Here is a 25,192-nt window from a genome sequence, read left to right on the forward strand (position 1 = left end):
GGCGCTACCCTTCCCTGAAAAGGCTGCGGTTCCGGAGTCAGGAGGTGCGATGCCCGTCGAGCCGACCCCGCGCCGAAGGCGCCTGGGGACAGAGATCCGGCGCGCCCGCGAGGCGCTGGGGTGGAGCCTGGAAGAGGCCGCCCAGCACCTCGGCTACAAGGCGCCGTCGACCGTCAGCAAGATCGAGAACGGGACGCAGGGAGTCAAGCTCCAGGTCCTGCCCCACTTCTTCGAGGTTCTACAGATTCACGACCAGGCCCGGCGCGAGCAGTGGCGCGAGCTGGTCCGACGCGCCAGCGAGCCGGACTGGCACCAGCGCTACCAGGGCGTCGTGGAGGACCCTCTCAGCGACTACCTCACTGAGATCGAAGAAGCCCTCGACCTCTTCCACTGGAACTCGGGCGCCCTGCACGGCCTGCTCCAGATCCCCGAGTACGAACGGGCGATCGTCGAAGGGAGCCGGGCCTGGACCACCGCCGAGGACATCGAACGCTTCCTCGCCATGCGCACCGAGCACCGCCAGGCCATGGCCGAACGCCAACCGCCCCTGAAGATATGGTCCGTGATCCCCGAAGGGCTCCTCCGCCAAGAGGTCGGCGGCCGGGCCGTCGCCAGGGCCCAAGTGGAACATCTCATTGACCTGCTCAAGAGTGACCCGAACACGACCATCCAGGTCCTACCGCTGAGCGCCGGCGCACACGCAGGCATGGACGGACCGTTCATGCTGATGTCGTTCGCCACCGGCAACGACACGGTCACCATCGAGGCGACCCGCGCACGGCTCCACCTCACCGACCCCGAGTCGGTCGAGGTATACCGCACCACCAGCGGTCACCTGAAATCCGATGCCCTCGGCCAGAAGCAGTCCCTCTCCCTACTCAAGACGATCGCCAAGGAACTTGCGCCATGAACACGACCGACCTCGACGCCGCCCGGCTCGACAGCGAACTCGCTGAAGCCGCGTGGCAGACCGCCAGCAGCGGCGGTACCAACTGCGTAGAGGTCACCTTCCTAAGGAATGGCATGGTCGCATTCCGCGACTCGCTCAACCCCGAGCAGCCACCACTGCTTATCACCGACGAAGGGTTTTCCGCCTTCACTGTAGCGATTATGCGAGGCGCATTGCGGAGGCCCACGCCGCTTGATGCCGACCCGGTCACGGCAACCACAAAGAATGACGTCGCGCCCGATTGGCTGGCGGCTCAACTCGCCGATGCTCGGTGGCATTTCACAGGACCTGAGAGCATCGAGGTGGCCTTCCTACCTCGGGCCATCACCGCATTTCGCGGGCCCAACAGCGGCCCCGACTCACAAGTCCTGATCTTCGCAGACTCGGAGATCAGCGACTTCTACGAAGGCGTTCGGTGCGGAATTTTTCGCCGCCAAGAAGACTTGACGCTGAGCCCTGCAAGCCATCTGGAGCTCGTTCACTAGAGGCTCACCCGGGCCTACGACACACATCTCGGCCTCGTCAATAACTTCATGCCGTCGAAAGTTCGACCGGCGGAGTGCTCGCGCGAGTATCGTCCAGGAACGGAACTCAGGGAGGGGAAACCCAGTGAGTCAATGGCAAGACTTCACCACTGGCGAGCGGATCAAAATGCTCAGGGGCAAGGAGACCCAGACAGACCTGGCTGAGCGGTCCGGCCTGTCGAAGCACACGATCCAAAAGGCCGAGCAAGACAAGAACGTGTCGTTACCGACGCTGCTTCGTCTTGCGGAGGCGCTGCACTCCGACGTGTCGGTGATCCTCGGACAGCAGGCGCCACGGCGTGGGATGGGGCGCGACGATCGCTCGATGCTTCGGGAGCTTTCACGGACGGTCCACGACACGGCGGCGGGCGTGGTGGCCGATCCCGCAGAGGGAGCGGCGCCCGGACAAGCAGATCTCGCTGAGGCAGCCGACCGGATGTGGCGGGTCTACTGGCGGGGCGCGTACGCCGAGGCCGGCTCGCTGGTTGCCCCGTTCCTGCGCTCGGTGGCCCTCTTCGCCCAGGCTGCACCCACCGGGCAAGAAGCGGTTGCCAACGGCCTGTTGTCGGACGCCTACCGCGCGGCAGGCTTGATCGCCAACTTCCTTGGTGCGAGGGATCTGGCCTATGCCTCAGTCGGCCATGCTCTCCGGTACGCGGAGCTGGCGGCCGATCCGGTGAGGGTGTCGATGTTGGGGTCCGCGCGGGCGCGAGTGCTCCTGCGGGACGCGCGAGTCGAGCAGGCGTTGCGGGAGGCCGAGGCTGCGGCGGCCCGCGCTGAACCGAGGTTCTCGGAGCAAGGCACCGGGCTGCTGGCCGCGTACGGGAAGAACATCATCTTCGCGGCCGTGGCGGCGTCCAGGCTGGGGGACGCCGACCGATCGGCGGACCTGCTCTCGCAAGCGCATGCGGTGGCGGCGCGGCTCGGGCGGGATGTCTTCGGGAACGGGATGCAATTCGGGCCGTCCTACGCCGGGGCCCAAGCCGTGGGCATCAACGTCACCCTCGGGAACACCGGCAAGGCGATCGACCTCTCCCGACGGTTCGACCCCTCAGGGCTGACTCAGGCCGCGCACAGCAGGATGCAGCTCGACATCGCGCTCGCGCAGGCCGACGCGCGCCAGTGGGAGACCTCTCTCGATACGCTCCTGGAGGTCTGCTCGGCCCACCCGGAGTGGGCCAAGCACCAGGCCATCCCTGGGGTGATCATCCAGCGGGCCGGTCGCGCCGGGAACGCCCGGATTCGGAAACTGTCTGAGATCCTGGGGACCTCGCCGACCATCCGGTGAGGCGCTGATCCGAATTCTCAGTCTGGGAGAGCCCGTTGTCCTACCGCGGCCTGATACTCGACTTCGCGGGCGTGATGACCACTCCGATCGGGCAGTCCTCGCGGGCGTGGTGCGCCAGCGAGGGACTGCCGGCCGACACCTGGCGGCGCACGCTGGAGGATGATCCCGAAGGCCGTGCGCTGTACGTCGAGCTGGAGCTGGGCCGCATGGAGCAGGCCGAGTGGAACCGACGGACGGCGGCACTCATGGGCGTCTCCAGCGACAACCTGATGGGACGCGCCCACGGCGAGGTGCGGGCTGTGGACGAGATGATGGAGCTGACGCGGCGTGCCCGCTCCGCCGGGATCGTCGTCGCTCTCCTGTCCAATTCCTACGGCTTTGCGCCGTACAACCCGTACGAGAAGACGGGAGTCTGGGACCTGTTCGACGTGCGGGTCATCAGCGGGGTCGAGGGCGTGGCGAAGCCTTCCCTGGAGATCTACCAGCGAACGCTGGAACGGATGGGGCTGGCCGGCTCCGAGTGCGTGTTCGTGGACGACCACCGACCGAACCTTGCGCCTGCCGAGGCGCTGGGCATCACGGCCGTGTTCGCCGACGGCCCCGGAACCGCCTCCAGGGTCGCCAGGCTGCTGGACCTCGACCCGGTGGAGCCGAACACGGCGGTCTGCCACTGACGTTGCCGGGCGGCTGGAGCGCATGAAGTCGTACGGACCATACGACTTCGCCCTCCAGCGATCTTCGGAAGTCGTACAGGCCGCAGGTTCACTCAGGGCGACACTGCTGTGACAGTGGTGACATGCCCTCGGACGCACCTCGATCGCCGGGCCGTGTCCCCGTTGCGATCTACATTGCCTCGCCGGGTGGAGACCCGGACGCCGTACTGGAGACCCACTGCCGGCAGTTTGCCGAGTCCCGCGAGTGGGTGGTGTCCGCCGTCTTCACCGACCAGGGGCAGGTGCCTTTGGAAGACCGGGCGGGCTGGCTGGCCCTGCGCGATGCCCTCGGCGACGGCGTCGCGCAGGGCGTAGTGACGTGGACTCGCTCGATGGTGGCCGACAGCACCGAGGGGTGGGAGCGCCTTGCAGTGGGCGTCAGTGAGCTGGGCTGGTTCCTGGTAGCCGGAGCACTCGACACCCCCGGCCACTCCCTGTACGGGCGGACCCGGACGGAACAGCTGCCCAACGGTCGCCGCCTGGGGACACGGCGTGCAACAGGCACGGGCGCCCCGCGCCCGCAGTCGGGATGCGACCCCGGCCCGTGACCGACGCATCGGCGTCCCGCCGTTCCTTCTTCCACTCCGCTATCCGGCCAAGGAGCAATCATGCAGCCCCACCCGCAGCCGCCTTTCCTCAGCGATCTGGTGACCGAGACCACCGGCGCCGTGGCGGCCATCCATGTCAGCCCCGAGGGCCTCGTTACGGGTACCTCGCCCGGAATCGCCCGTGACGAAGCGGACAAGTGGGCGGCCCTGATGGCGGCGCTGGGCTCCGTGAGCGGCAGAAGCGTCGGCATCGCCGGCGACCTCACCTCCGGCGGATACCCCTGGGGCCACAGCGTGGTCGAGGACCGGTACGGCCAGACGCTCATTCTGGTGGGCGCTCCCGATCAGTCGATGCTCGCCGTCGTCGGCGCGAAGGACGCGGACCTGGGCGAGATCGTGGGCCGGATGATCGAACTCGCGGACCAGGGCCTGCCCGCGCCGGTCGCGGTCTGATCGCCACGTAGCCAGAGGACGGCCGGCAGCCCCAAGGCGGCCACCTTCCGAACTACACCTGAGAGGACAGCACCATGTGCCGGCACAACCCGCCGTGCCCGACGGCCGAAGCCCCCGACAGGGACGCCGCGCGGCCGATCGCGCACCACCCTGAGCAGGGCTGGAGCCTGCTGTGCAACCAGGTGCTGATCTTCGACGACACCGGTGAGCTGCTGCCGGACGGAACGATCATCCCGCCGCACCGGCCGCTCGCGGCTCCGGCAGGACGTGTCGCATGACCTACTCCGAGATCGCGGCACTGGCCTACCTGCCGCGCGCCACATAGACGACCGCCCGGCGGCCCGGATGTTACCGGTCGGATCGTCGGGCGGTTAATCACCCCGGCGCGGACGGATGCCTCGTCCCTGACTCGCGAGTCCTCGTGGTCCGTGCCGGTCCACCACCCCGCTTGACCACGCCAGGCGCAAGCTCGCCGAAGAGGAGAATCCGCATGAACGACGTCCCGCCCACGGACCAGCAGCTGCGCGACACCATGGTCCAGAAGCTCATCGAGGTCGGGGCCGCCCGTGACCCTCGTGTCGTCGCCGCGTTCCGTGCCGTTCCCCGGCACCTGGCCACCCCGGAAGTGGACGTCGCCAAGACGTACGAGACCGAGACCGCCACGATCACCAAGACCGACGAGAGCGGCGTGGACATCAGCTCCGTGTCGGCGCCTCGGATTCAGGCGATGCAGATCGAGCAGGCCGACATCAAGCCCGGGATGACGGTGCTGGAGATCGGGTCCGGCGGCCCCAACGCCGCCTACCTCGCGGAGATGACCGGTGATGGCGGTCGGGTGATCACCATGGACATCGACGCAGATGTCACCGCTCGCGCGGAGCGGTTCCTCAAGACCACCGGCTACCGCAACGTCACCGTCGTCACCGGCGATGGCGAGCACGGCGCGCCCGAGCACGGACCCTTCGATCGCATCGTGGTCACCGTGCAGTCCGCGGACATCCCGCCCGCTTGGACCGCGCAGCTCAAGGAGAACGGCCGGCTCGTGGTGCCGCTGCGGATGCGCAGCATGACGCGCACGGTCGCGTTCGTCCGCGACGGCGACCGGCTCGTCAGCGACGGGTTCGAGCAGTGCGGCTTCGTCCCGATGCGCGGCGTCGGCGAGAACCGGATGCGTCTCGCCGTCCTCCACGACGAGGAGGGCGCCGAGGTCGCGCTCCGTCTCGACGGGCACCCCGAGCCCGACACGGAGGCGCTGCGTGCCGCGCTTCGGTCACCTCGGATGGAGGCGTGGTCCGGCGTCACCGTCGGCGGTGAGGAGTCGATGGAGCACCTCGACTTCTGGCTGACAACCAACCTCGACAACCTGCCCCTCATGGCGGCCAAGATCGGGGCCAGGCAGCGCGGTGTCGTGGCCGTCGCGTCCCCCGTCGGAACGCCGACGCTCGTGAACGGCGACAGCTTCGCCTACCGCCGCTCGCGGCCCACCGACGAGGAGGACCGCTACGAGCTGGGCGCCATCGGGCACGGGCCGAACGGCCAGAAGGTCGCGGAGCGCCTGGTCGAGGAGATCCAGGCGTGGAACGACGGCCACCGCAGCGACCGCGCGCACATCGAGGTCTTCCCGGCGGGCACGCCCGAAGACCAGCTTCCCGCGGGCCGGGTCATCGACCGGCCGCACACGCGGGTCATCATCTCCTGGCCGTGACCCTCCGTCGTAGCCAGGTGGTTCCACCAGCACGTCCGCACAGTCCACTGATCACTCCCGACAGAGGAGACGAACCATGGCACAGCAGACGACCAAGGCCCTGCCGCAGATCGCGACGCCGTTCGCGGCGGAGTCCGGGTCCGACTTCGATCTGAACATCGAGACCGTCTCGGCCCTGCCCGTGGCCAGCTCGCTGCTGAACGACACCGGCGACGGCTGCGGGCAGACCTGCCAGTCCGCGTGCTCGAACAGCACCTGCATCGGCTGACCCAGTCCCCACAAGGCGTGGGCGGGCCTCCTGTGGCCCGCCCACGCCGGGCACCACACCGGCGAAGGAGGAACGGCCATGTACCAAGTCGTTGACGCGAGCATGATTAGAGCATCGGCGTTTCCGCTGTCAGCTTCGCTGGCGCACTGCCCGGCCGCCGTCGCCGATCCCGTCGTGGATGCGGAGAACTGCCGCCAGTGGATCGAGCTGGTCTGGAGCGACAAGCCCCGCGCGAGCGCCGTCGAGCTCGCCGCGCCGGAGCTGGCCGCCACGATCCGCCGAACCCTTGGCGGCGACGTCCGCCCTTCCCGCATCCGCCGAGTCGCGCTCTCTCTCAACCGGTACCTCCTGCGGATGCAGTACCGAGCGACCCCGTTCGGAACCTTCGCCGGCCCCGCCCCCCTGCGCTTCGGCGAGTCCAGCACGGTGAACTGGGGAACGGAGCACACCACGTTCGCCAGGCCCGATGCGATGTGGCTTCACGCCGTGATCACCTCCCTTGAGCAGGACCTGGACGTGCTGCGGCACCTGCACGTCGTCACCGATCCGACGTGCACCGTTCGCGGTCGGCACATCGCGGTTGCCCACCAGCCCGGCGCGCAGGGGCCGACCGAGACCACCCTTCGCCGCACCCGGGCTTCGGAGCTGGCACTCTCGTCGGCGCAGTCGCCCACTCCCTTCGGCGAGGTCGTGGCGAAGCTCCACGCCGACTACTCCGGCACCCCCGTGCACGTGATCGAGGACATGGTGCGCAGTCTGGTTGCCCACCGGGTCCTGCTCACCAACCTTCACGCCCCGATGACCGTCGACGACGCCCTTGGTCATCTGGTGGCCGAGTTGGACGCGGCCCAGCGCTCCGGGGCCTCGGGCCCCGCGTTGCAGGTGAAAGCGGAGGAACTGCGCGGCGTCCACCGCATGCTCCACCAGCACGACCGTGCCCACCCTGATGAGCAACCCGGCCTCCGGGGAAGGGCGGTCGCAGCGATGAACCGCCTCACCAGCGTCGGCGAGGCCAACCTGGCCGTGAATCTGCGGCCGGACTGCGACGTTGTCCTCCCGCGGCAGGTCGCCGAGGAGGCGAGCCGGGCCCTGGACATCGTCGCCCGCATCACGCCTTACCCGAACGGGTCCCCGGCTTGGCGTGACTACCTCGCCCGGTTCCTGGAGCGCTACAGCATGGGCACGCTCGTCCCGGTGCGGGAGCTCACCGACCCTGACACCGGGCTCGGCTTTCCCGTGAGCTACCGCGGCACCGTCCTGCCCCGGCCTGTCCTGGCGACGACGCCGCGCGACGAGCACCTCCTGGCCCTGGCCCAGAACGCTGCTCTGACCTCCCGCCGAGAGATCGTCCTCACCGAGGAGGACATCGAGGCGCTTACCGTCGGCACGCCGACTCAGGTCCCCGCACACGCGGAGTTCGTCTTCACCGTGCTCTCGGAGTCCCAGCAGGCACTGGACGCAGGCCGCTTCACGCTCTCCACCATCGGGCTCTCCCTCGCAGCCGGCATCACGACCGGGCGGTTCCTGCCCATGCTCGAACGAGCAGACCTGGACCGGGTGGCAGCCGTGCACGCCGCACTGCCCACCTTGACCGAAGGTGCCGTCCGCGGACAGGTCTCCGGCCCACCGCTGAAGGTGCCGGTCAACAACGTGAGCCGCTCGCCCGTCGTCGCACCCCACCTGTTGGCCGTGGGCGAGCACAACCCCGCTGCGACCCTGGACCTCGATGACCTCGGCGTCGTCGCGGACTCGAATCGCCTCTACCTCCTGTCGATCTCCACCGGGCGCATCATCGAGCCGACGGTGATGAACGCCGTCGAGCTGTCGAGCGGCACCCACCCGGTGATCCGGTTCGTCTGCGAGCTGGCCCGCTCGCACACTGCCGTCCTGATCCCGTTCTTCTGGGGCGCCGCCAGCCGACTGCCCTTCCTGCCTGAGATCCGTGTGGGCCGCACCATCCTCGCCGAGGCCCAGTGGCACCTGCGTCCACGCGACCTCGGCGACGGGGACGACTGGCTGGAACGCTTCATCAACTGGCGTTGCACCTACGGTGTACCGCGCACGGTGTTCGTCGGCGCCACCGACCAGCGACTCCGCCTCGACCTTGACGAGCCGGTCCACCAAGAACTCCTTCGCGCCGAACTCCGGCGGCAGAACCCGGTCGTCCTGCGCGAAGCTCCAGAAGAGCGGGCCTACGGCTGGATCGGACGCGCCCACGAGGTCGCCATAACGCTCGCCTCCGACCAGAAGCCCACCCCCGCACCTGTGGTCCGCTCCTCCACCCGCGAAGCGTCGGCCCGAACGCCTGGAGCCTCGCCCTGGGCTTACGTGAAGCTCTACGGCAGCACGAAGCGTCTGCCCGAGGTGCTGACGACACACCTGTCTCGTCTCCTGGATGAGGGGTGGGATGCGCCTCCCGCAGCCTGGTTCATCCGCTATGCCGACCCTGACGCGCACCTGCGCCTGCGGCTGCGACTCCCGGAACCTGGAGCCTTCGGCCGCACGGCGGAAACCGTCGCCAGCTGGGCGGCAGACCTCCGCCGAGAGGGCCTGATCCAGCGGGTTCAGTGGGACACCGACCATCCCGAGACCGGCCGCTACGGCACCGGCCCGGCGCTGGAGGCGGCGGAGGACTACTTCGTCGCCGACTCGGCAGCAGCCATCAGGCAGCTGGCCTTGGCGGTCCCGGCCGGAGTCCAGTCCGCCGTCACCGCCGCGTCCTTCGTGAACATCGCCACCGCCTTCCTCGACTCCCGCGAGGCCGGCTGCACCTGGCTGCTCCAGCACCTTCTGCGCAGCGACGGCGCGGCCGTACCGCACGACCTGCAAGCCCTCGCCCTGAGCCTTTCGGACACGACCAGCCACAACGGCCTCGCCGCCTTGGACGGCGGGGACGCGGTGATCGCTGCCTGGGAAGCGCGCGGCGAGGCCCTGCACCGCTACCGCCGCACGCTGGCAGGCAGCAGCCCGGAGAGCGTGCTGCCCTCTCTCCTGCACATGCACCACAACCGCGTCGCCGGAATCGACAACGCCGCCGAGGCGACCTGCCGCCGGATGGCCAGGGCAGCAGCCCTCGCCACCATCCACCGCCCGGAAGGAGCTGTGGCGTGACGACCACGCTGCCGGCCACCGACACGTACCCCCGCCAGTCCCTCGCCCACGGTTCGCTCGGAATCGCCTTGGTCCAGATCGAGCGGGCCCGGCGGGGCACTGGGGAATGGCGCGAGGTCCACCGCACCCTCGCCGGGATCGGCCCCCTGGCCGACGGCCCGGAGGCGAACCTGTTCCTCGGAGCCCCGGCGATGGCCTTCGTCTTGCACCTCGCGGCCGACGGCACCGACCGGTACGCGGGCGCCCTGCACACCCTCGACGGCATCGTGGCTGAGCACACCCGGCAGCGGCTGTCCGGCGCGCACGCCCGGATCGACGCCGGCCGTCGCCCGTCATTCGCGGAGTACGACCTCTTCCGCGGCCTGACCGGCATCGGGGCCCTGTTGCTGCGGCGACAACCCCACGGCCCTGAGATGAGAGGCGTCCTGGAGTACCTGGTCCGCCTGAGCGAGCCGCTCACCGACGCGACGAACGGGCCGCTCCCCGGCTGGTGGGTCGGCCACGCTCCTGCCAGCGACAAGACCGCTACACCGGGCGGCCATGCCAACGCCGGGCTCGCACACGGCATCACGGGACCGCTCGCACTTCTCTCCTTGGCGATGCGGGCGGGTGTCACCGTAGACGGACACGAAGCAGCCATCCGGCGCATCTGCCGGTGGCTCGACGAAGTCCGCCAGACCGATGCCCACGGACTTCGCTGGCCCCGGTGGATCAGCCACCGCGGCGCCGCTTCTGGGCACGCAGCGGCCCCCAGCTGGTGCTACGGCACCCCCGGAATCGCTCGTGCGCAACAGCTCGCGGCCATCGTGCTTGAGGACGGGGACCGGAAGCGCATGGCCGAGCGCGCTCTGCTGTACTGCCTCGCCGACCCTCACCAGATCGGTCTGCTCGCCGACCGCGGACTCTGCCATGGCTTCGGGGGCGTCCTTCGGGTCGTCCAGCGCGTGGCGGAAGACGCCGATACCCCGGCCGACTACCGCCACCGGTTCAGCTTCCTCATCGGGCAGTTCACGCTGGCTCCGGCCCCCGAGGAGAACGGCCTCCTGGTCGGCAAGGCGGGGGCCGCCCTCGGCTTCCTGGACGCCGAGGTCGGCGCCAACCCCGAGGGGCAGTGGGACGCCTGCCTCTTGCTGACGTGAGGAGTCCGGACGTGCACCGCACAGACCGTCTGGAGGACGCGGTCCTGGCCGTTCTCGGCGGGGCGTCCGTCGAAGACGCCGCCCGAACCGCCGACACGGAACCCGAGCTCCTGTCCGCGGCCGTCGAGCGGTACCAGGACGCCGGTCGCGCGGCGCTCGACGCCGAGCCGTCCGGTTGGCACCAAGCGAACATTCGCTTCACCGACTACCCGACCGGTCACCGGATCTTCCGCGCCTACCTCCTGCCGGCCCTTCGCGCCGAGCCCGTTGGTAGCTGGTGGTTCGTCCGTAAGCACCCGCACTGGCGGCTGCGCTACTGCCCTGCCCCGGGCTTCGCCGCCGAGGATGCCGTCCGCCACGTCGCCGAGGCGCTCGACAGCTCCGTCTCTTGGAACGTGACCGCGGAGTGGAGCGCCGCTCCGTACGAACCGGAGGCCACCGCCTTCGGCGGCTCGGACGGGATGGTCCTGGCGCACGAGCTGTTCCACGTCGACAGCGTCGGCGTGATCGACTACCAGACTACGGCGGGCGACCAACAAGCAGGTCTGGACTCGAAGGCTGTTTCGCTCCTGGCCATGTCGATGATGATGCGCTCTGCGGGCCTGGAATTCGGCGAACAGGGCGACGTCTGGGGCCAAGTCGAAGCACGGCGTCCGCTCGCCGACGACATCACCTCTGAGCAGGTCAGCGGAATGGTTGAGCCCATGCGTCGGCTCCTCCTCGTGGACGCTCAACCCCTTCTCGCGTCCGAAACGCTCGCTCACATCCAGCCGTGGATCAGCAGCCTGGAGGCCAGCGGGCGAGCGCTGGAACAAGCAGCGGTAGCCGGGCAACTCGGCCTTGGGATGCGCGGAATCCTCGCGCGTCACGTCCTCTTCCACTGGAACCGGATGGGCTTCACGCTCCGCCAGCAATCCATCTGGTCCCGCGCAGCCCGGGAAGCGGTTCTCGGGCGCTGATCCAAGGGTCCTTACCCCACCTGTCTCCCACAGCGCGCTCGCCTAAGTCATCTGATCAGAACGACGGAACGGGATTCCCTGTGAACACTTATCCGCAGCCGAGGCGATGGGTGAGCCTCGGACTGATCTTCGGAGGCCACTCCCCCAGCTACATCGACGCTCAGCCGAAGGAGGCGACGCTGCCCCGTGCGCCTGCCCCGATCAAGGATGAGGAGCACGAGTACGAGGAGATGATGCGTGACGCCGGCTACGAGCCGGAGGGGCCTTACCCCGGCGCCCGCTCGATGCCGTGGCCGAGTACCTGCATCGAATGCGGGGCCTCTCGGAAGCCCACGATTCAGGATGTCGAGCGAGGCGTGCAGTGCAAGCACGTCCGGCGCGGGGCCAGCACGTGAGACGGCCGCCCACCCGCCAGGAGCACAAGGTGTTCCAGTGCAAGCTCTGTCCGAACAAGGGGACCAACCGACAGATCCGCGGTGTCGGCACGCGGATGGCCGCGTACCGGGTGTGCGGCTCGTGCGACTGGTGGCTGACGTGTCTGGGGTACGCGATGCTCGGGGACCAGGACCCTGACGGCCGTCGCGTGCTGCGTGTCGCTGGCCGCCACTACCTGACGTGGACCGAGGAACAGGGCTTCCCACCCGAGATCGGCTACGCAGGGGAGTCAGGGCTCCAGTACAGGTTCCTGCACGATCCGACGGGGACGGTGCACGTGGCACCTTGGCTCTGGCTGATGGGCACAATCCCGGAAGGGTTCCGTGAACAGATGCCCGACAACGCGGCCTTCGTCTCGACCGAGTGAGTTCGCGCCCACCGGTCTACACGGGCAGTGCGTCCTGCGCGGTGTCCGGCGGGATGCTGTTGTTCGGGTAGTCCGTCGTGGTCCGGTTGCTGTACGGGGATTCGGGCTGCGGCAGCGTCGGTGCTGCTGCTTCCGCCAGTTCGGCAGGCTGTCGGCTGCGGTCGGCCCGGAGGGCCAGTTCAGCGCGGAGGCCGGCTGCTCGACCGTCGGCGGTCTGCGCGGTACGGCGTGCCCTGGTCGCCTCGGTGCGGAGGGACTTAGCCGCTGCGGTGTCCTTGTCCTGGGCACCGCGCAGCAGGGCGGCCTTCTTCTCCTGCGGCAGTTCGGCCTCGGCCAGCACGGCTTCGTGCTCTTCGGCGGGCCCGGCCTGATGTACGACTTCGCGAAGCTGTTCCTTCGCGCGCTCCAGCTCCCCTTCGGCGGTCTGGTGGGTCTGCACGAGCTGCTGGAGTTCAGCCTCGGCGGCGGTCCGCTGGTCTCCGCGCAGGGCCAGGCGACCGAACCGTCCGGTTGCGGCCAGCTTCGTCTCGACCCCGCTGATGCGGGTCCGCGTGTCGTCCAGCCGGGCCGAGTGCCCAGCGATGGTCTCTTCCAGAGCGCGCACGTTGCGGATCGCTCCGGCGCGCTCGGCGAGTGCCTGGTGCCGGTGGCGGAGCGCGAGCACGTTGGGGCCGGTTCCGGCGGTCGCGTTCTGCTCAGCGCGCTCCGCGGTGGCCTCCGCCTTCTCCGCGGCCGTGGCTGTGGCGCGTGCGGCGGTGGCGGCCTTGCGCGCTGCGTCGCGCAGGGCCTCGTTGCTGAGGTGGGCGTACGGGCGGGCGGCGGGCGCGGGCCGGTGTTCCGTGGCTGCTGCGGGCGGCATGGTGCGGTCGGCCGCGCTGGTGGTGCGGCGCGGCCCTGGCTTCGGTCCGGTCTCGATGTCGTCCTGTTCGGCGGACTCGCCGGTGCCGGGGGCACGCGGGGTAGGCAGGTCGGGGACGATGTGCCGGACGTGGGCGGGGACGGCAGCCGTCGGCAGTTCGGTGAGGATCATGCGTTCCTCGGTGCCGGTCTCGATCTCGCGGATGAGGCCCGCGACAGCTCGGTCTAGCTGTTCCTGGTCGGTGAGCGCTTCGCCTGCGCGGGCGCGGTCGGTGTCGGTCTCGTAGACGGACAGCGGAAGGAAGAGGTGGGTCTCCTTCTTGTCGCGGCTCATCATTGTGTAGAGGGCGTTGGCCTGCGCGCCGGGGCCGTAGACCAGGGCTTCCTCGACGCTCAGCCCTTGGCTCTTATGGCCGGTGATGGCGTATCCGAGGCTGAGTCCGCCGCGTGCGATGTAGTCGGCGTCGACCCATTCGGCAACGTCTCGGTGGCCGCCGTCCTCGGTCTTCGTGCGCCACTCGACCAGGACCCGGCGGTCCTCGTCCACCGCGACCACGAGTCCGCGGAACCCGTTCAGAACGTCTTCGTGCTCGCCCCGGGACCGCTTGCTCCGGTAGTCGTTGGCGCGGAGGAGGACCTGGTCACCGACGGCCAGCGCCAGTTCGCCGCCGCCGGCCAGGGCGAAGAGGTGGTCGGGGCCGGTGAGGGCACCACTGGCCTTCCGGATCGCGCGAGCGCCCAGGTTGAGTTCCTCCACGACCTCGTTGGTGGACGCGAGCATGAGGAGCTGCTGCACGGCGGTGTGGTCGTCGGTGTGCGCGGCGCGCTTGTCGGCCCAGACGGTAAGCATCGCGGCGAGGGTCTCGTCCTTGTCCGCGAGGGCATGGACGCGGCCGGTCCTGGCGAAGGTGCGGAGCGCGTCCGTGCGGTTGTCGTCGCGCCACAGTGCGAGCGCCCGGCGTTCGATCGTGTCCCGCTGCCGGAAGTTCTCCGTGAGGCTGAGTCCGCCCACGATCTTGTGGATGGCGGCGAAGGACCCGCCGATGCCCGGCGCGTGCAACTGCTTGGGGTCACCAACGGCGACGATCTTCGTGCCGGTCGTTGCAGCGTGGGCCAGCAGTTCGGCGATGTCGCGGTCATCGCACATCGCGGCCTCGTCCACGACCAGGACGTCAACGCCGCTCAAGCCGGGGCCTCCGGTGCGGATGCCGGTGAGCCAGGAGGCGAGAGTGCGGCTGGTGATCCCCGCTTCGGCCTTGAGGTTCGCGGCGGCGACGGCGGCGGTGCTGGCACCGGCGATGACGAGTCCGTTGGCCTCCCATGCCTGCCGCGCGGTGTTCATGATCGTGGTCTTGCCCGCTCCGGCGACGCCTTCGATGGCGTCGATGCCGTGGCCGGCGGTCAGCAGCCGTTCGAGGACGGCGCGCTGTTCGGCGGAGAACTGGAAGCCGCCGCCGTGCTGGGCTTCGACCGCGGACAGGGTCATGGCGACCGTGTCGTGGCTAACGACGGCGGCCTGCTCGTTGAGGCGGTTGGCGGTCTCGGTGGCGATGAGTGCTTCGGCTGCGACCACGTCGGCCGTGGTGTAGCGGTCGGCGTGGGCGAAGTGCTGGGCCCCCTTCGGGTTCAGCTTGACCGCGTACCCGGCGTGCTGCAGGACGGCGGTGGTGAGCTGTTCGGCTTCGGCGGCGTCTGCGACGCCGTACGGGAGGGCGTCCAGGACGGCCGCGATGGCGGCGGCGTGGGTGAAGTCCTTGGAGTGGCTGGTCAGGCCGGTCTTCGGGTCGAAGACCTGGGCGCACAGCTGGTCCAGGTCGGGGTTCTGGTTCGCCCGGTCCTGCTGCATGGCGCTGGCCGCGATGGCGTCGGGGTCGTCACCGGCGGCGCGTCCTTCGGCCTGCCAGTAGGCGCGCAGGACGTCGTCCTCGACTCCGGCGGCTTCGCCGTTCTTCGCGGCCTTGGACGCGGCGGAGGCGGCGGTGCGTTCGCGGGTGGTGGCGCTGTCGTAGTCGATTCCGAGCTTGGTCAGGAGCTCCCGCACCTGGCTGTCGCGCTTGCTGAACAGGCGGATGGTGGCTTCGGGGATCGCGGCGATCTCCCACGCACCGGTCCGTTCCTCCTGGCGGAAGGTGATGCCGAACGTGTCGGTGAGCTCGCGGCGGATGCGGGCGTTCATGAGGGCCTGTGTGGCGCGGGCGTGGCGGTGCAGGTCGCGGCCCCCGCCGGCCACGGTGGACCACTGGCCGTCGGTCCCCTTGACCATGTTGGCCAGGGTGAAGTGCAGGTGGAAGTGGGGGTCCCCGTACGGGGCGCCGCCGACGGGCCGGGCGGCGCGGTGCACCATCATCCAGCCGGAGAAGCCGCTGGTAGGCACGGTCTCGGCCTCGGCGCCGTCACCGTGCCGCCCGCGCATGGCGTAGGCGGTCCACCGTTCAAGGGCACTGATCGACTCGCGGCCGGCGGCGGTGTAGATGCCCTCGACCTGGGCGGCGATGTCCTCGGGTGCATAGGCGAGGAACGCGCTCTTGGACTTGGCGAGGTCGAGGGTCACGTCCGCGCCGAACCGGCCGACCTGCACCCGCCCTTCGAGGAGAGCGGCCCTGATCTCTTCGGCGTCCCACACCTCTTCCGGAGCGAGTCCGGCGGCCTTGGCCATGGCGACGGCCTCGCGGACATCCATCGGGAGGTCTGCGAGGCGGCGGCGGCCTTCGCCCGCGGTCTGGCCGTACCGGCGCTTCATGGACGCGGTCGTGAACAGGTCGGTCGGGTCCTGGCCGGTTTCGGTGGCGCGGGCTTCGACGGCGCGCAGGAGTGCGCGGGCGTCGAGGTGACCACCGGCTTCGGCGGCCATGGCCTTCTGCAAGGCGTCTTCGTCGTACAGGGTGACGGCGTCGACGCCGACGGCACCGGCGAGCTTGAGCAGGGTGGAGACCGGGACGCGGTGCGATTCACCGAACCGGGCGAGCTGGTTCTCCATCCTGCGGAAGGCGTCGCGCTTGGCCTTGGAGTCCAGCAGGCTTTCCGGGGTGACGCTCCGCTCGGCGGCGGTGCGGCGGATGGCGCGGACCAGCGGGGCGGCGGAGAGCTTCGCGGCCGGAGCGATGGCGAGTTTGGGTTCTACCAGGGTCTTGCCGCTGTTGGGGTCCTCGCCGTGCATGAGCCGGCGGGCGGCCTGGAACTGCGCGGGGTCGAGGATACTGCCGGGGGTGATGCCGAATTCGTTGAGGCCGCTGCCGATCCAGACGAGGGGGCGTTCGCTGGCGTCGAGGTGGTAGTCCACCTGTCCGTCGGCGGCCGGGCGCGGGAGGGCTTGTTCGCCGTAGAGGTCGCGGGCGTTGAGGCCGGCTGCGGCGGCGACTTCGACGGCGTCGAACCCGGTGAGGCGTGCGGGCTTGCCGTTGCGCAGCTGGGTGCGGTTGCGGAAGAAGACCTTTTTGGCCTCGGTGGTGCCGAGCAGGGCGGCGACGGTGATCCCGGCTTCCTCGGCCTTTGCCTCGATGGCGGCAATGAGGGGTGTGGCGTCGACGGTGGTGGACTTCCCGCAGCCGTGGCCGCCGGTGAGGCGGTATTCGATCTGCTCGTCGGAGGGGCCGATCATGGTCACCCACGCCATCGGCCCGCTCACCCCCCGCTCTCTTCTGGTCAGATCCGGTCGTCTTGGCTGATTGTATCGTCGCGGAGCGACGATACCTTGGTCCTCAAAATTCAAGATCATGATCAGCTCGGGGGCAGTCGGGCACTCGTGGGGGCCTGGTCGGTGCTGCGGATCGGGCTCGATCCGGTCCGGTGCTCTGTCGGACTGTTACCTCGGGAGCAGGGTCCGCGGGGGCTGGGGCGGCCTGCTCGGAGAGGTGAGGAAGCGGGAGGCGGCTGTGGGTCCTGACGGCGGTCCGAGGCTTCGCGGGCTTCGTGCTCGGGGGCACCGCTCCTCGTGGCGGGGCCTGCGGCTCCGTGGGCGGGTCCGAGGTCACGGGGCGGGGCCCACCCGGGATACGGGAAGGTCCCCCGCTCCAACAACTGGAGCGGGGGACCTTCGGGGTGCCACCGGGTGGCGTCTGGGTGCTGGTGACCTACGTCAGCGGCCACTCGCCGGGCGGTACGGGTGCCTGGCGCTGGGCTTCACGCACGGCCTCGTCGGTGCCGCACGTGGTGCAGATCGGGATGTCCCGGCTGGTGGTCAGCCGGGAGCGGGCGGGCCGTTCACCGAGCGGGCCTTCGCAGCGCGGGCACTGGGCGTCGGGCACAGCTCAGTCCTCCTCGGGGTGCTCGCGGGCGGACTTGAGGATGTTGTTCCAGGTCGGCCGGGAGTAGGTCTTCTCCGTCTGCTGCTGGAGGTCCGGGATCAGCTCGGCGTTCGTGGCCGTGGGGTTGGCGGCGATGGCCTGCCGGGCGAGTGTGAGCCGTTCGTCTCCCTGGTAGGGGTAGGCGACCCTGGCGCGGGGGCCGGTGGGACGTCCGCCGGCGTGGCCGCGGCCCTTGCGGTCGGCGAGGTACTGCCACAGCCGCCAGCGCTTCCACTTCGGGCGCCGGCGGGTCGGCAGCTCGTCCCAGTCGTCGGGGTCGGGCCAGCCTTCCGGCGGGTTCTTGACGTAGTGGGAGACGGTGGCGGAGTCGGCGAAGCCACAGATCTTCGCGGCTTCCGCTGGTGACACCATCTCTTCCGGATCGCCGTCGAGCTTGGGCGCGTTGGTCGTGTTCGCGGCGGCGCGGCGGCGCTGGAGCTCGTGGTGCCACTTCGCCCACTCGTCGCCGTCCCAGTGCATGACGCCGTCGATGATCTCTGCGGCCGGGTGCCCGTTGTTCTCCCGGTCGGTCCAGAGGTTCTGGAGGGTGGATTCGCTGATGCCGTGGACCTTGCGCAGGTCCGCGCGTGAGTGGAGCGTGCGGCCGGTGTCGCTGGGCACGTTCGCCTCCCGTTCGGGGTCGTGGTCGTTGGGTGGGGTCACTGGAGTGCGTCCGGGTCGGGGACGGGCGTCCAGGTGCGGCTGCCGGTGGGTTCGAGCCTGGTGAGGGTGGCGATCTCCTCCAGGGGGACGGCGGCGGCCCAGTCGTCGTGCGCGGGGTGGCCGACGGGAAGGTTGAGCACGAGGTGCCGGCCGGTGCGGGGGAAGTCCTCGACCAGGACGTAGCTGTCGCTGTCCTTGGCGCCGATGCTGTTACCGCTCTTGAGCTGCACGGTGTCGCCGGGCTGGGGACAGTCGGCGTGCCGATCGCATAGCATGGTGTGGTTCTTTCTGGTGAGAGAACACCCGGACGGCCAGCACCTTGTTGCCCTTGTGTGCTGGCCGTCCTTTGTTGTCCTGGTGGTGCGGATGCCGGTTCGGCACCCGCCGGGGCGAAGGTTGCCCGCCTCGCCGACGGCTGTGTAATTGAACCATCTTTGTGCCGGGGTGGCGGGGCTCTGGCCCAGCGTGCGGCGTTCATCAGAACAGGGCTTCCTGATCGGCGGGGCTGGTGCGCGCGGTGGCCGGCGGCCGGGGTACACGGAGTTCGTAGCGGGGCCGCCCGTAGTGCGGGGGTGCGTGGGCTTCGCGGCGGTGACGGCTCCACGCGACCAGCGGGGCACCCTGGTCCAGCCACCCGGGCGGGTAGCCGGAGGTCAGCTGTGCCCACCGGCGCCGGTCGCGCGGGAGTGCCGACCGGTCTTCGACGGTGGTGAGGGGCGGCAGGGTGCGCCAGCCCGGAAAGGCGTGGTCGTGGGCGTCTTCCACAGCCCGGTTGTCGCCGTCGCCGTACCCGTCGCCGTGGTGGACGGGGCCCTCCCAGTCGCAGGCCAAGCACCCACCCCGGAACTGTTCTCCTTCCCGGCGGCCGGTCGTCCGGCTGCGGGCGAGCAGGGTGGGGACGTGGTGCTCGGGCGGGTCGAGTTCGTGGCCGAGGTCGCTGTACGCGCCGCCCGGGTGGCCGGGCCGGATGTGCCACGTCCGCGGGGCGCTCTCGACGGGTTGGGGCGTCCGCCCGTTGCGCACCCGCCAGTAGAACGTCTGCCGGGCCCGGGCGCCGGTCGGTTCGGCTGCGGTCGTGCTCACGGCCGCTCGCCCGTCTCGGTGGCGAGCACTTCGCGCAGGGGGTCGGCGAGGACAGCTTGCTCGGCCGGGGAGTCCTGGAAGCGCGGGCCGTAGGCGCGCCGGATCGCGCGGCGGGCGTCCTGGTGACGGTCGCGGCCGGGGTCGTACGGCGAGCGGTCGAGTACCTCATAGCCGTGCCGGGTGAGCACCTCGGCGATGAGCGCGCGGACCTGCACGGGGTCGAGGGCGTGAAGGTCGGTCTCGGCGGGGGCCGCGAGGAGTACGCGGATCAGTTCGGTCGCGCTGAGTCTGGGCTGGAGGGGTATCCCGATCCGGTGGACGCCGTCCTTGCTCGGGGTGGCGGCTCCTCGTCGGCCGGGGGCCCCGGTGGTGCTGCGGTGGGTGGTCGTCTGGTCCATCGTGTCGGCTCTCGGGGTGTCGGGTAGCGGTGCGGGGGTGATCAGAACAGGGCGTGGTCCGCGCGGGCGGCGGCTTCGCGGAACGCGCGAGCGGCGTCAGCGGCCGTGCGGCCCGGTTCGGCGCTCCACCGGTCGATGACGTCGCGGTGGACGGTGTGCGCGGCGGCGGGATCGGGGGCGTCGACGGGGCTCCCGGCGAGGGTCTCGGCAAGGAGGGCGAACGCCTCGTCGCGGGCCTGGTTGATGCGGGGCCAGTCGTAGGTGCGGCCGGCGGCTCCCCGCGCCCGGCCGGCTGCCACTTCGAGGGCGCCGCGCGGCCAGCACGGCAGGAGTGCGGTGCGGCCGGGGCCGCCGAAGAGGTGCGGGCCCTGGTGGATACCGACGTGCTCGATGTGGTGGGCGGCCCACTCCAGGATGGCGGCCGGGGTGTCGGCGATGACGATGCTCTCGGGGCTGTAGCGGATCTGCATGGTGGTTCCGTCTCGGGATGGCCGGGGGGCGGCGGGCCGCCGCCCCCCGGTGGTCGGCTCTACTGCTGGTAGGCGGGGATCAGCTCGCGGACACGGTCCGGTCCCACGCATCCGCCCTCGTGGCGGTGGAGGCTCGGCAAGCCGCCGTTCCTCCCGCGCAGGTGGCTCCAGAACTTGGGGCCGACCCACCCGCACAGCTCGCAGAGCAAGAACCAGTGGTTGTCAGAGCCGGGAAATCCGGTGAGGACCGCGCGCCACCGGAGGTTCGCCAGACCGGCGAACGCGGCCTCGGCGCTCTTGGTGTTGCGGTCGTTGACGGGCATCCGCGGGTGCAGCAGCGGTACGGGGCCGGTCACCGGCTGGAGCACCTCGGCACGAATCTGGTTCAGCGGGATGGCGGTGATCTCTCCGGCTGCGTACTTCTCGGCGAGGCGGGCGGCGGCCATCTCGACGCCGGGAACGCCCTTGTCCGGGCGGCCGAGGTTGGTCTCCCCCGCGCTGGTCTCGACCCACCAGTCCCGGTTCCACCGGTGGGCTCGGCCGATGACCAGGTCCTGGCCGATGATCACGGGGTAGCGGCCCGCGATGTCCGGGGTTCCGACGCGGTAGGGCATGGCGGCCTGGAGGGCGGCGGGCGCCGCGGCTTCGGGGGTGTCCGGCCGGTGGTCGGGCTGGCCGGAGTTGGCGGGGTTCTGGTCGTCCGGCTCGGCAGCGGGGCCGGAGACGACAGCGGGGCGTTCGAGGAGCTGGGTGGTCATGATGGTGCCCTTTTCTGGTGAGAGAGGGGCCCACCCCCGGGGCGCTCGGCCGCCGGGAGCGGGCACGGCGGTCTTACGCGGCCTGGGCCGGTGCGGCGGGCTGCATGTCGGCGGCGCTCTTGCGGCCGGACACGTCGTCGTACGGGGCGGTGGAGGTCCAGCCGTCGTATCCGTCGTCGGTGGCGCGGACGATGGTCTTGCCGGTGCCGTTGAAGATGTGCGGGATGGTGAGCGACTTCGGGTTGACGCGCAGGACCTCGTACCAGGTGCCTCGGTAGAGCGCGAAGTCACCTCGTTTGAAGTCGGCCTTCGACCAGACCTTGAAACCCTTGGCCTCGGCGTCCTTGATGACCTGCTCCCAGTGGGCGATCTCCTCGGTCAACTCCTCGTGCCGGATGGTCAGCTCCGGGTCGTCGGGGTTTCGGGAGTAGCCCTTGGCGGACTCGCCGCGCTGCCACTTCTCGACGGCGCGCAGGTCCGCGCGCAGCTTCTCCAGGCGCCGGAGGGTGCGGCCGGGGTTGGTGCGGAACTGCTCGTAGTTGGCGGCGGCCTTCTGCCGGTCGGCCCAGTGCTGGGCGCGGTCGCCTTCGCTGATGCTCTTGCGCATCGAGGTGTCCATGCGCTCGCGGTCGCGGAGGGCGCGGGCCTCGGAGTGGTGTCCGCGGAGGATCGGCTGGCCGAACTCGAACCGCTCGGATATCGCGTGGGCGGACTGCCACGCGGCCCGGGAGTTGTGGGCGGCGTTGTCGGCGTACCCGCCGAAGCGGTCGGCGCGGGCCTCGGCGCGCTCTTCACGGTCCTGTTCGGCCTCGGAGAAGCTGCGGCGGTCGGCGTTGTCGACGGTGAGGGTGGCGTCGAGGCCGGCGCCCCGCAGCCGCTGCGCGAGGAGTTCGAGGGAGGGGGTGTAGGCAGCGTGGTCGCGGCTGTGCGGGAGGTACCAGCAGCCGAGGTTCCGGCTCCAGCGGAAGGGCTGGCGCAGGGTGCGGCCGTATTCACGGAGCTTGAGGATCTCGGCCGATCCGTCGCCCCGGCTGGTGCCGTCGACCAGCGTTCCTTCCCGGCGGGTGTGGGTGATCTGGATGGTCATCGAACTGGTCTTTTCTGGTGAGAGTCTTTTGGCCGCCCGGAGGGCGGACGGGGTGCTGGAAGCGGTGAGCACCACCGGGGCGGGCCGTGAGGGACGAGCGGTCCGCCGCCGTCGCGCCCTGCGCGACGGCAGGGGCTGCCGCGTCCCCGCGGGGCGCGTCCTTCGCGGTCCGGTGCCCGCCGTCGGTCGGCGGAGCCGCTAGGCGGAGTCGGCCGACGGCGGTGAACGCACCGGACCGTGCTGCTGCCACCCCGAAGGGGTGTCCGCTCGGGTGTGGTGGCCCGCCGGTCCGGAGGTGTTGCCCTCCCCCGGACCGGCGGGGCGTTGGGTCAGCTGCGGTGGGTAGCCGGGGCGGCTTCGATCCGCTCGCGGACGGCGCGGTTCACGGCGGCGATGAGGTCGCGCCCGTCGTCGTAGGCGAACCGGCCGAACGGCAGGCTCGCGGCGAGGTCACAGAACGTGGCCTGGTCCATGGTGGTCAGCGTGTCATCAAGCGGCGTGAGCTCGTGGGGGAACATCGCCTGGACGCTGTCGCCGGGCTTCGGGGCCCCGATGGTGTGGAACCAGACGACGACCATTTCGGCCGTGTCGGCGAACTCGGGGCCGCCGAAGGGGCCGACGACGATCGCCGGGCGGGTGTCGAGCTGGTGGCCCCGGAACCACGGTCCCGCGCACACGAGGGTGGCGGTCGGGAAGTCCTGGACGGTGGCGGCCTGGTCGGTGGTGAGCATGGTGTGTCCTGTTCTGGTGAGAGGTTCCGCCGGGGCCGGTCGGCCCCGGCGGGGGGTGCCGGTCGGGGTGTTGCCCTCCCCTTCCGACGCCATTAATTAAACCATGTTTCTGGGTTCGGGTCAACCGGCCAGGGCGAGTTCGCGGCGACGCCCGGCGGCTTCGGTGACGGCGCGCGCGATGAGGCGGCCCGCTTCGATGGCCCGGACGGCGGACTCGTGCACGGGGGGCTTCTTGTCCTGGGTGACGATGCCTGCGAGCGGGGGCATGACAGCCGGGCCGGGGGCGATTCCGAGGATCAGGGCGGCGACATGGGCGGCCGAGGCGACCTCGGCCGCGTGCTGGCCGGGGAGTGCGGCGTCCGCCTCGGGCAGGCGTCGCCAGGCGTGGCCGTACAGCAGGATGCGGACGGCGTTGTCGGGGGCCTCACGGGTGAAGTCGAACCCTCCGACCTGCTCCGGGTCCTCGTGGTACCAGTCGCGGTACTGAGCGAGCAGGACGTCCCGGACGATCTCGGCGGCGATCGGGGCGGCGGCAGGCTGCTCGTAGGCGTCGCCGTCGGTCTGGCTGATATCGAACACCGGACCAGCCTTGTAGCCGGAGACCCTGCGCCCCTCCCCCTCGGCAGCGTCGGCGGCGGCCTCCCGGGGTGCGGCCTCGGCGGCGGCCTGGGCGTCGTCGGTCCGCCGCCGAATCGGGGTCCAGATGCGCAGGGAGGTGGAGCCCTTGGCCGGGAAGCGTCCAACCTTGCGCCAGTCGCCGGAGCTGAGGACGCGGGTCGCGTGGGGGCACTGGGCGGCGATGGCGATGCAGTTGACGGGGCTGCGGTCGTCCAGGGTCGCGGCCGTGCGCATGACGGTGATCCAGAACTGCTCGTCGGTGACCATCGCGCCGTACGCGCGGTCCATCACGGATTCGAGTTCGCCACGCATCCGGGCACTGTAGGCGCGACGCTCGTCCTCGGTCATCTTCGGCTTGCTGGGCATGTCCTAGTCTCCCTGGTGAGATTTCGCAGTCCCCGGCCGGCTGGCCGGTGAGTGTCGGTCGGGGGCGTTGCCCTCCCCCTTCCGACATCATTAATTAAACCATGTTCTGAGGTATTCGGCAAGCCCTCAGATCCAGTGCAGCCCTTCCGCATGGCAGGAATTCCGATAGGCCGCTATGACCTCGTCCTCTATCTCCGTCCAGTGTTCGAGGATGTCCGGAGCGGTTTTCTGGGGGTGGGCCTCACGCTTGGCCCTGCGCCATTCAATGGCGATTTTGAGCGTGCGGAGCTGGGAGCGCGTGAGGTACCACGGGCCGGAGTCGGGGAGTTCTCCGCCGTAGGCCATCGCCAGAGCATTGTTGATGTGCTCGGTGCCGGACCACACGTTATGTCCGGGCCGGACGGCGAGAGCCCTTCTGAGGGTGCACCGAAGGTGCGGGGCCTGGACGGTCCATTGCGGGCGGATGGCGAACAGGTCGGCGCTCATTGCGGCCTTTCTGGGGCGGGGTGGGCGGCGCGCTCCGGGAGCGCGCCGCCGGAATTCTCGGGGAGATCAGAGGTCGAATTCGTCGGCGTGCTGGCCGCGCTCGTCCTCGGGCGTCTGGATGTCGGGCAGGAATCGGCTGACCGCGAATACGACCGCGTCGGCGATGATCAACGGCGCGTCCTGGAGAACGATGTTCACTGACCCCCCTTCCAGCCCGATTCGGACCTCCCCGGGCTCAAGGCTCATGTGGACGTAGGCGCTCGTTCCGTCGATCCGGGTCCGGGCCCCGGGGAGCCGGGCGGCGAGTTCGCGGGCGGCCTCCTCGGTCTGGCGGCGCATCGCGGCCTGTTCGCGGTTGTGGTCCTTCACGCGCTGGTGAACGGCGCGGTGCGCGGGGATGAGGCGGTCCGAGATCAGGGCCGCGATCCGCGCGGGGTCCTCGTCCATGGCGACGCGGACGCTGTCGCGCTCGCCCCTACGGAACGGGTAGTCGGTGGCGGGGAACGCACCCCGGACGTAGAGGTGGCCGGGGTCGTCGTAGCGCTCGGAGAGGTGGAGCTGTCGACCGTCAAGGTGGGTGAGGTTGGCGGCGTGGGCCAACTCCTGGACGCCGTGCAGCGCCTGCTGCGGTCGCCAGTTCCCGCCGAGCGCGAGGGCGATCGGGTGGGTGAGTTCGGCGACGGTGGGCGGCTGGGCCATCTGCGTTCTCCTGGTGAGAGTGGGTGCCGGGGCCGGTCGGCCTCCGGTGGCCGGCTGGGGTGTTGCCCTCCCCTTCCGACATCACTAATTAAACCATGTTCTTGGAGGTGGGTCAAGCCCAACAACCCATCTGACTGTGACTCCGATCGATAGATTGCGATTCCGAGCTCTAGTTTGCGAGCGACGGTCCGGGGTCGGTCGAGTCACGCTGAGTAGTGGTCAGGAGCTGTCTC

The 25,192-nt window shown here is 70.2% G+C and carries 27 protein-coding genes; 14 read left to right on the top strand and 13 right to left on the bottom strand.

The window, feature by feature from the left end; translation table 11 throughout:
* Positions 1-49: 49 nt before the first annotated feature.
* From IH44_RS46565 to IH44_RS0118070, 14 genes are all read left to right on the top strand, one after another.
* Positions 50-910, top strand: a complete 861-nt coding sequence (locus IH44_RS46565; protein ID WP_030460615.1) for a helix-turn-helix transcriptional regulator — start codon at positions 50-52, stop codon at positions 908-910.
* The gene (locus IH44_RS43680; RefSeq protein ID WP_063759636.1) at positions 907-1,434 is read left to right on the top strand and encodes a DUF397 domain-containing protein; all 528 of its coding nucleotides are present in this window, start codon (positions 907-909) and stop codon (positions 1,432-1,434) included. The genes IH44_RS46565 and IH44_RS43680 overlap by 4 nt, the downstream gene beginning before the upstream one ends.
* Positions 1,435-1,558: 124 nt before the next feature.
* On the top strand, positions 1,559-2,761 hold the full coding sequence (locus tag IH44_RS0118015) for a helix-turn-helix transcriptional regulator (RefSeq protein WP_030460617.1): 1,203 nt from the start codon (positions 1,559-1,561) through the stop codon (positions 2,759-2,761).
* A gap of 35 nt (positions 2,762-2,796) precedes the next feature.
* On the top strand, positions 2,797-3,435 hold the full coding sequence (locus IH44_RS0118020; RefSeq protein ID WP_035955495.1) for an HAD-IA family hydrolase: 639 nt from the start codon (positions 2,797-2,799) through the stop codon (positions 3,433-3,435).
* A 122-nt stretch (positions 3,436-3,557) separates the two neighbouring features.
* Positions 3,558-4,022, top strand: coding sequence for a hypothetical protein (locus IH44_RS0118025; RefSeq protein WP_030460619.1), 465 nt, complete (start codon positions 3,558-3,560; stop codon positions 4,020-4,022).
* Between the two features lie 60 nt (positions 4,023-4,082).
* Positions 4,083-4,475, top strand: coding sequence for a hypothetical protein (locus IH44_RS0118030; RefSeq protein WP_030460620.1), 393 nt, complete (start codon positions 4,083-4,085; stop codon positions 4,473-4,475).
* 74 nt (positions 4,476-4,549) lie between these two features.
* Positions 4,550-4,753, top strand: coding sequence for a DUF5999 family protein (locus IH44_RS0118035; RefSeq protein ID WP_030460621.1), 204 nt, complete (start codon positions 4,550-4,552; stop codon positions 4,751-4,753).
* Positions 4,754-4,923: 170 nt separating this feature from the next.
* Positions 4,924-6,180: a methyltransferase, FxLD system gene (fxlM, locus tag IH44_RS0118040; RefSeq protein ID WP_232794993.1), complete on the top strand. Its 1,257-nt coding sequence runs from the start codon at positions 4,924-4,926 to the stop codon at positions 6,178-6,180.
* 76 nt (positions 6,181-6,256) lie between these two features.
* Positions 6,257-6,448 (top strand): FxLD family lanthipeptide, encoded by a 192-nt coding sequence (locus IH44_RS41150; protein ID WP_035955497.1) that lies wholly within the window; start codon positions 6,257-6,259, stop codon positions 6,446-6,448.
* A 78-nt stretch (positions 6,449-6,526) separates the two neighbouring features.
* Positions 6,527-9,559 (top strand): lantibiotic dehydratase, encoded by a 3,033-nt coding sequence (locus IH44_RS0118050; protein ID WP_035955499.1) that lies wholly within the window; start codon positions 6,527-6,529, stop codon positions 9,557-9,559.
* Positions 9,556-10,698, top strand: a complete 1,143-nt coding sequence (locus IH44_RS0118055; protein WP_030460624.1) for a lanthionine synthetase C family protein — start codon at positions 9,556-9,558, stop codon at positions 10,696-10,698. Before IH44_RS0118050 ends, IH44_RS0118055 begins: the two co-directional genes overlap by 4 nt.
* Before the next feature lie 11 nt (positions 10,699-10,709).
* Positions 10,710-11,657, top strand: a complete 948-nt coding sequence (locus IH44_RS0118060; protein WP_030460625.1) for a thiopeptide-type bacteriocin biosynthesis protein — start codon at positions 10,710-10,712, stop codon at positions 11,655-11,657.
* Between the two features lie 110 nt (positions 11,658-11,767).
* On the top strand, positions 11,768-12,052 hold the full coding sequence (locus tag IH44_RS0118065) for a hypothetical protein (protein ID WP_030460626.1): 285 nt from the start codon (positions 11,768-11,770) through the stop codon (positions 12,050-12,052).
* Positions 12,053-12,081: 29 nt separating this feature from the next.
* Positions 12,082-12,459, top strand: coding sequence for a hypothetical protein (locus IH44_RS0118070; RefSeq protein ID WP_030460627.1), 378 nt, complete (start codon positions 12,082-12,084; stop codon positions 12,457-12,459).
* A 16-nt stretch (positions 12,460-12,475) separates the two neighbouring features.
* On the opposite strand, the gene mobF is transcribed toward IH44_RS0118070, so the two are convergent.
* The 13 genes from mobF to IH44_RS0118135 form a co-directional block, all read right to left on the bottom strand.
* Positions 12,476-16,930 carry a MobF family relaxase gene (gene mobF, locus IH44_RS0118075; protein ID WP_232794994.1) on the bottom strand — a complete coding sequence of 1,485 codons (4,455 nt, stop codon included), beginning with the start codon at positions 16,928-16,930 and terminating at the stop codon, positions 12,476-12,478.
* A gap of 457 nt (positions 16,931-17,387) precedes the next feature.
* A complete protein-coding gene (locus IH44_RS47305; protein WP_198545006.1) occupies positions 17,388-17,561 on the bottom strand; it encodes a hypothetical protein in 174 nt (57 codons plus the stop codon).
* 3 nt (positions 17,562-17,564) lie between these two features.
* Positions 17,565-18,263 carry a hypothetical protein gene (locus IH44_RS0118085; RefSeq protein ID WP_030460629.1) on the bottom strand — a complete coding sequence of 233 codons (699 nt, stop codon included), beginning with the start codon at positions 18,261-18,263 and terminating at the stop codon, positions 17,565-17,567.
* The gene (locus IH44_RS0118090; RefSeq protein WP_030460630.1) at positions 18,260-18,538 is read right to left on the bottom strand and encodes a DUF6211 family protein; all 279 of its coding nucleotides are present in this window, start codon (positions 18,536-18,538) and stop codon (positions 18,260-18,262) included. The genes IH44_RS0118085 and IH44_RS0118090 overlap by 4 nt, the downstream gene beginning before the upstream one ends.
* Before the next feature lie 202 nt (positions 18,539-18,740).
* A complete protein-coding gene (locus tag IH44_RS0118095) occupies positions 18,741-19,346 on the bottom strand; it encodes a DUF6349 family protein (RefSeq protein ID WP_030460631.1) in 606 nt (201 codons plus the stop codon).
* Positions 19,343-19,744, bottom strand: a complete 402-nt coding sequence (locus IH44_RS0118100) for a DUF6181 family protein (RefSeq protein WP_030460632.1) — start codon at positions 19,742-19,744, stop codon at positions 19,343-19,345. The genes IH44_RS0118095 and IH44_RS0118100 overlap by 4 nt, the downstream gene beginning before the upstream one ends.
* A gap of 41 nt (positions 19,745-19,785) precedes the next feature.
* Positions 19,786-20,214: a DUF6197 family protein gene (locus tag IH44_RS0118105; RefSeq protein WP_030460633.1), complete on the bottom strand. Its 429-nt coding sequence runs from the start codon at positions 20,212-20,214 to the stop codon at positions 19,786-19,788.
* Positions 20,215-20,273: 59 nt separating this feature from the next.
* A complete protein-coding gene (locus IH44_RS0118110; RefSeq protein WP_081966947.1) occupies positions 20,274-20,972 on the bottom strand; it encodes a hypothetical protein in 699 nt (232 codons plus the stop codon).
* Positions 20,973-21,045: 73 nt separating this feature from the next.
* Positions 21,046-22,059, bottom strand: a complete 1,014-nt coding sequence (locus IH44_RS0118115) for a DUF3560 domain-containing protein (RefSeq protein ID WP_081966948.1) — start codon at positions 22,057-22,059, stop codon at positions 21,046-21,048.
* 329 nt (positions 22,060-22,388) lie between these two features.
* Entirely contained in the window at positions 22,389-22,790 is a 402-nt protein-coding gene (locus tag IH44_RS0118120) for a DUF6409 family protein (RefSeq protein ID WP_030460636.1), read from the bottom strand.
* Between the two features lie 120 nt (positions 22,791-22,910).
* Complete coding sequence (locus IH44_RS0118125; RefSeq protein ID WP_030460637.1) at positions 22,911-23,774, bottom strand: hypothetical protein; 864 nt, start codon at positions 23,772-23,774, stop codon at positions 22,911-22,913.
* A 126-nt stretch (positions 23,775-23,900) separates the two neighbouring features.
* Positions 23,901-24,260 carry a hypothetical protein gene (locus tag IH44_RS0118130; protein WP_030460638.1) on the bottom strand — a complete coding sequence of 120 codons (360 nt, stop codon included), beginning with the start codon at positions 24,258-24,260 and terminating at the stop codon, positions 23,901-23,903.
* A 66-nt stretch (positions 24,261-24,326) separates the two neighbouring features.
* The gene (locus IH44_RS0118135; RefSeq protein ID WP_030460639.1) at positions 24,327-24,959 is read right to left on the bottom strand and encodes a hypothetical protein; all 633 of its coding nucleotides are present in this window, start codon (positions 24,957-24,959) and stop codon (positions 24,327-24,329) included.
* Between the last annotated feature and the right edge of the window lie 233 nt (positions 24,960-25,192).

Origin of the sequence: Kitasatospora sp. NRRL B-11411 (genome assembly GCF_000721345.1) — a bacterium.
GTDB lineage: Bacteria > Actinomycetota > Actinomycetes > Streptomycetales > Streptomycetaceae > Kitasatospora > Kitasatospora cineracea.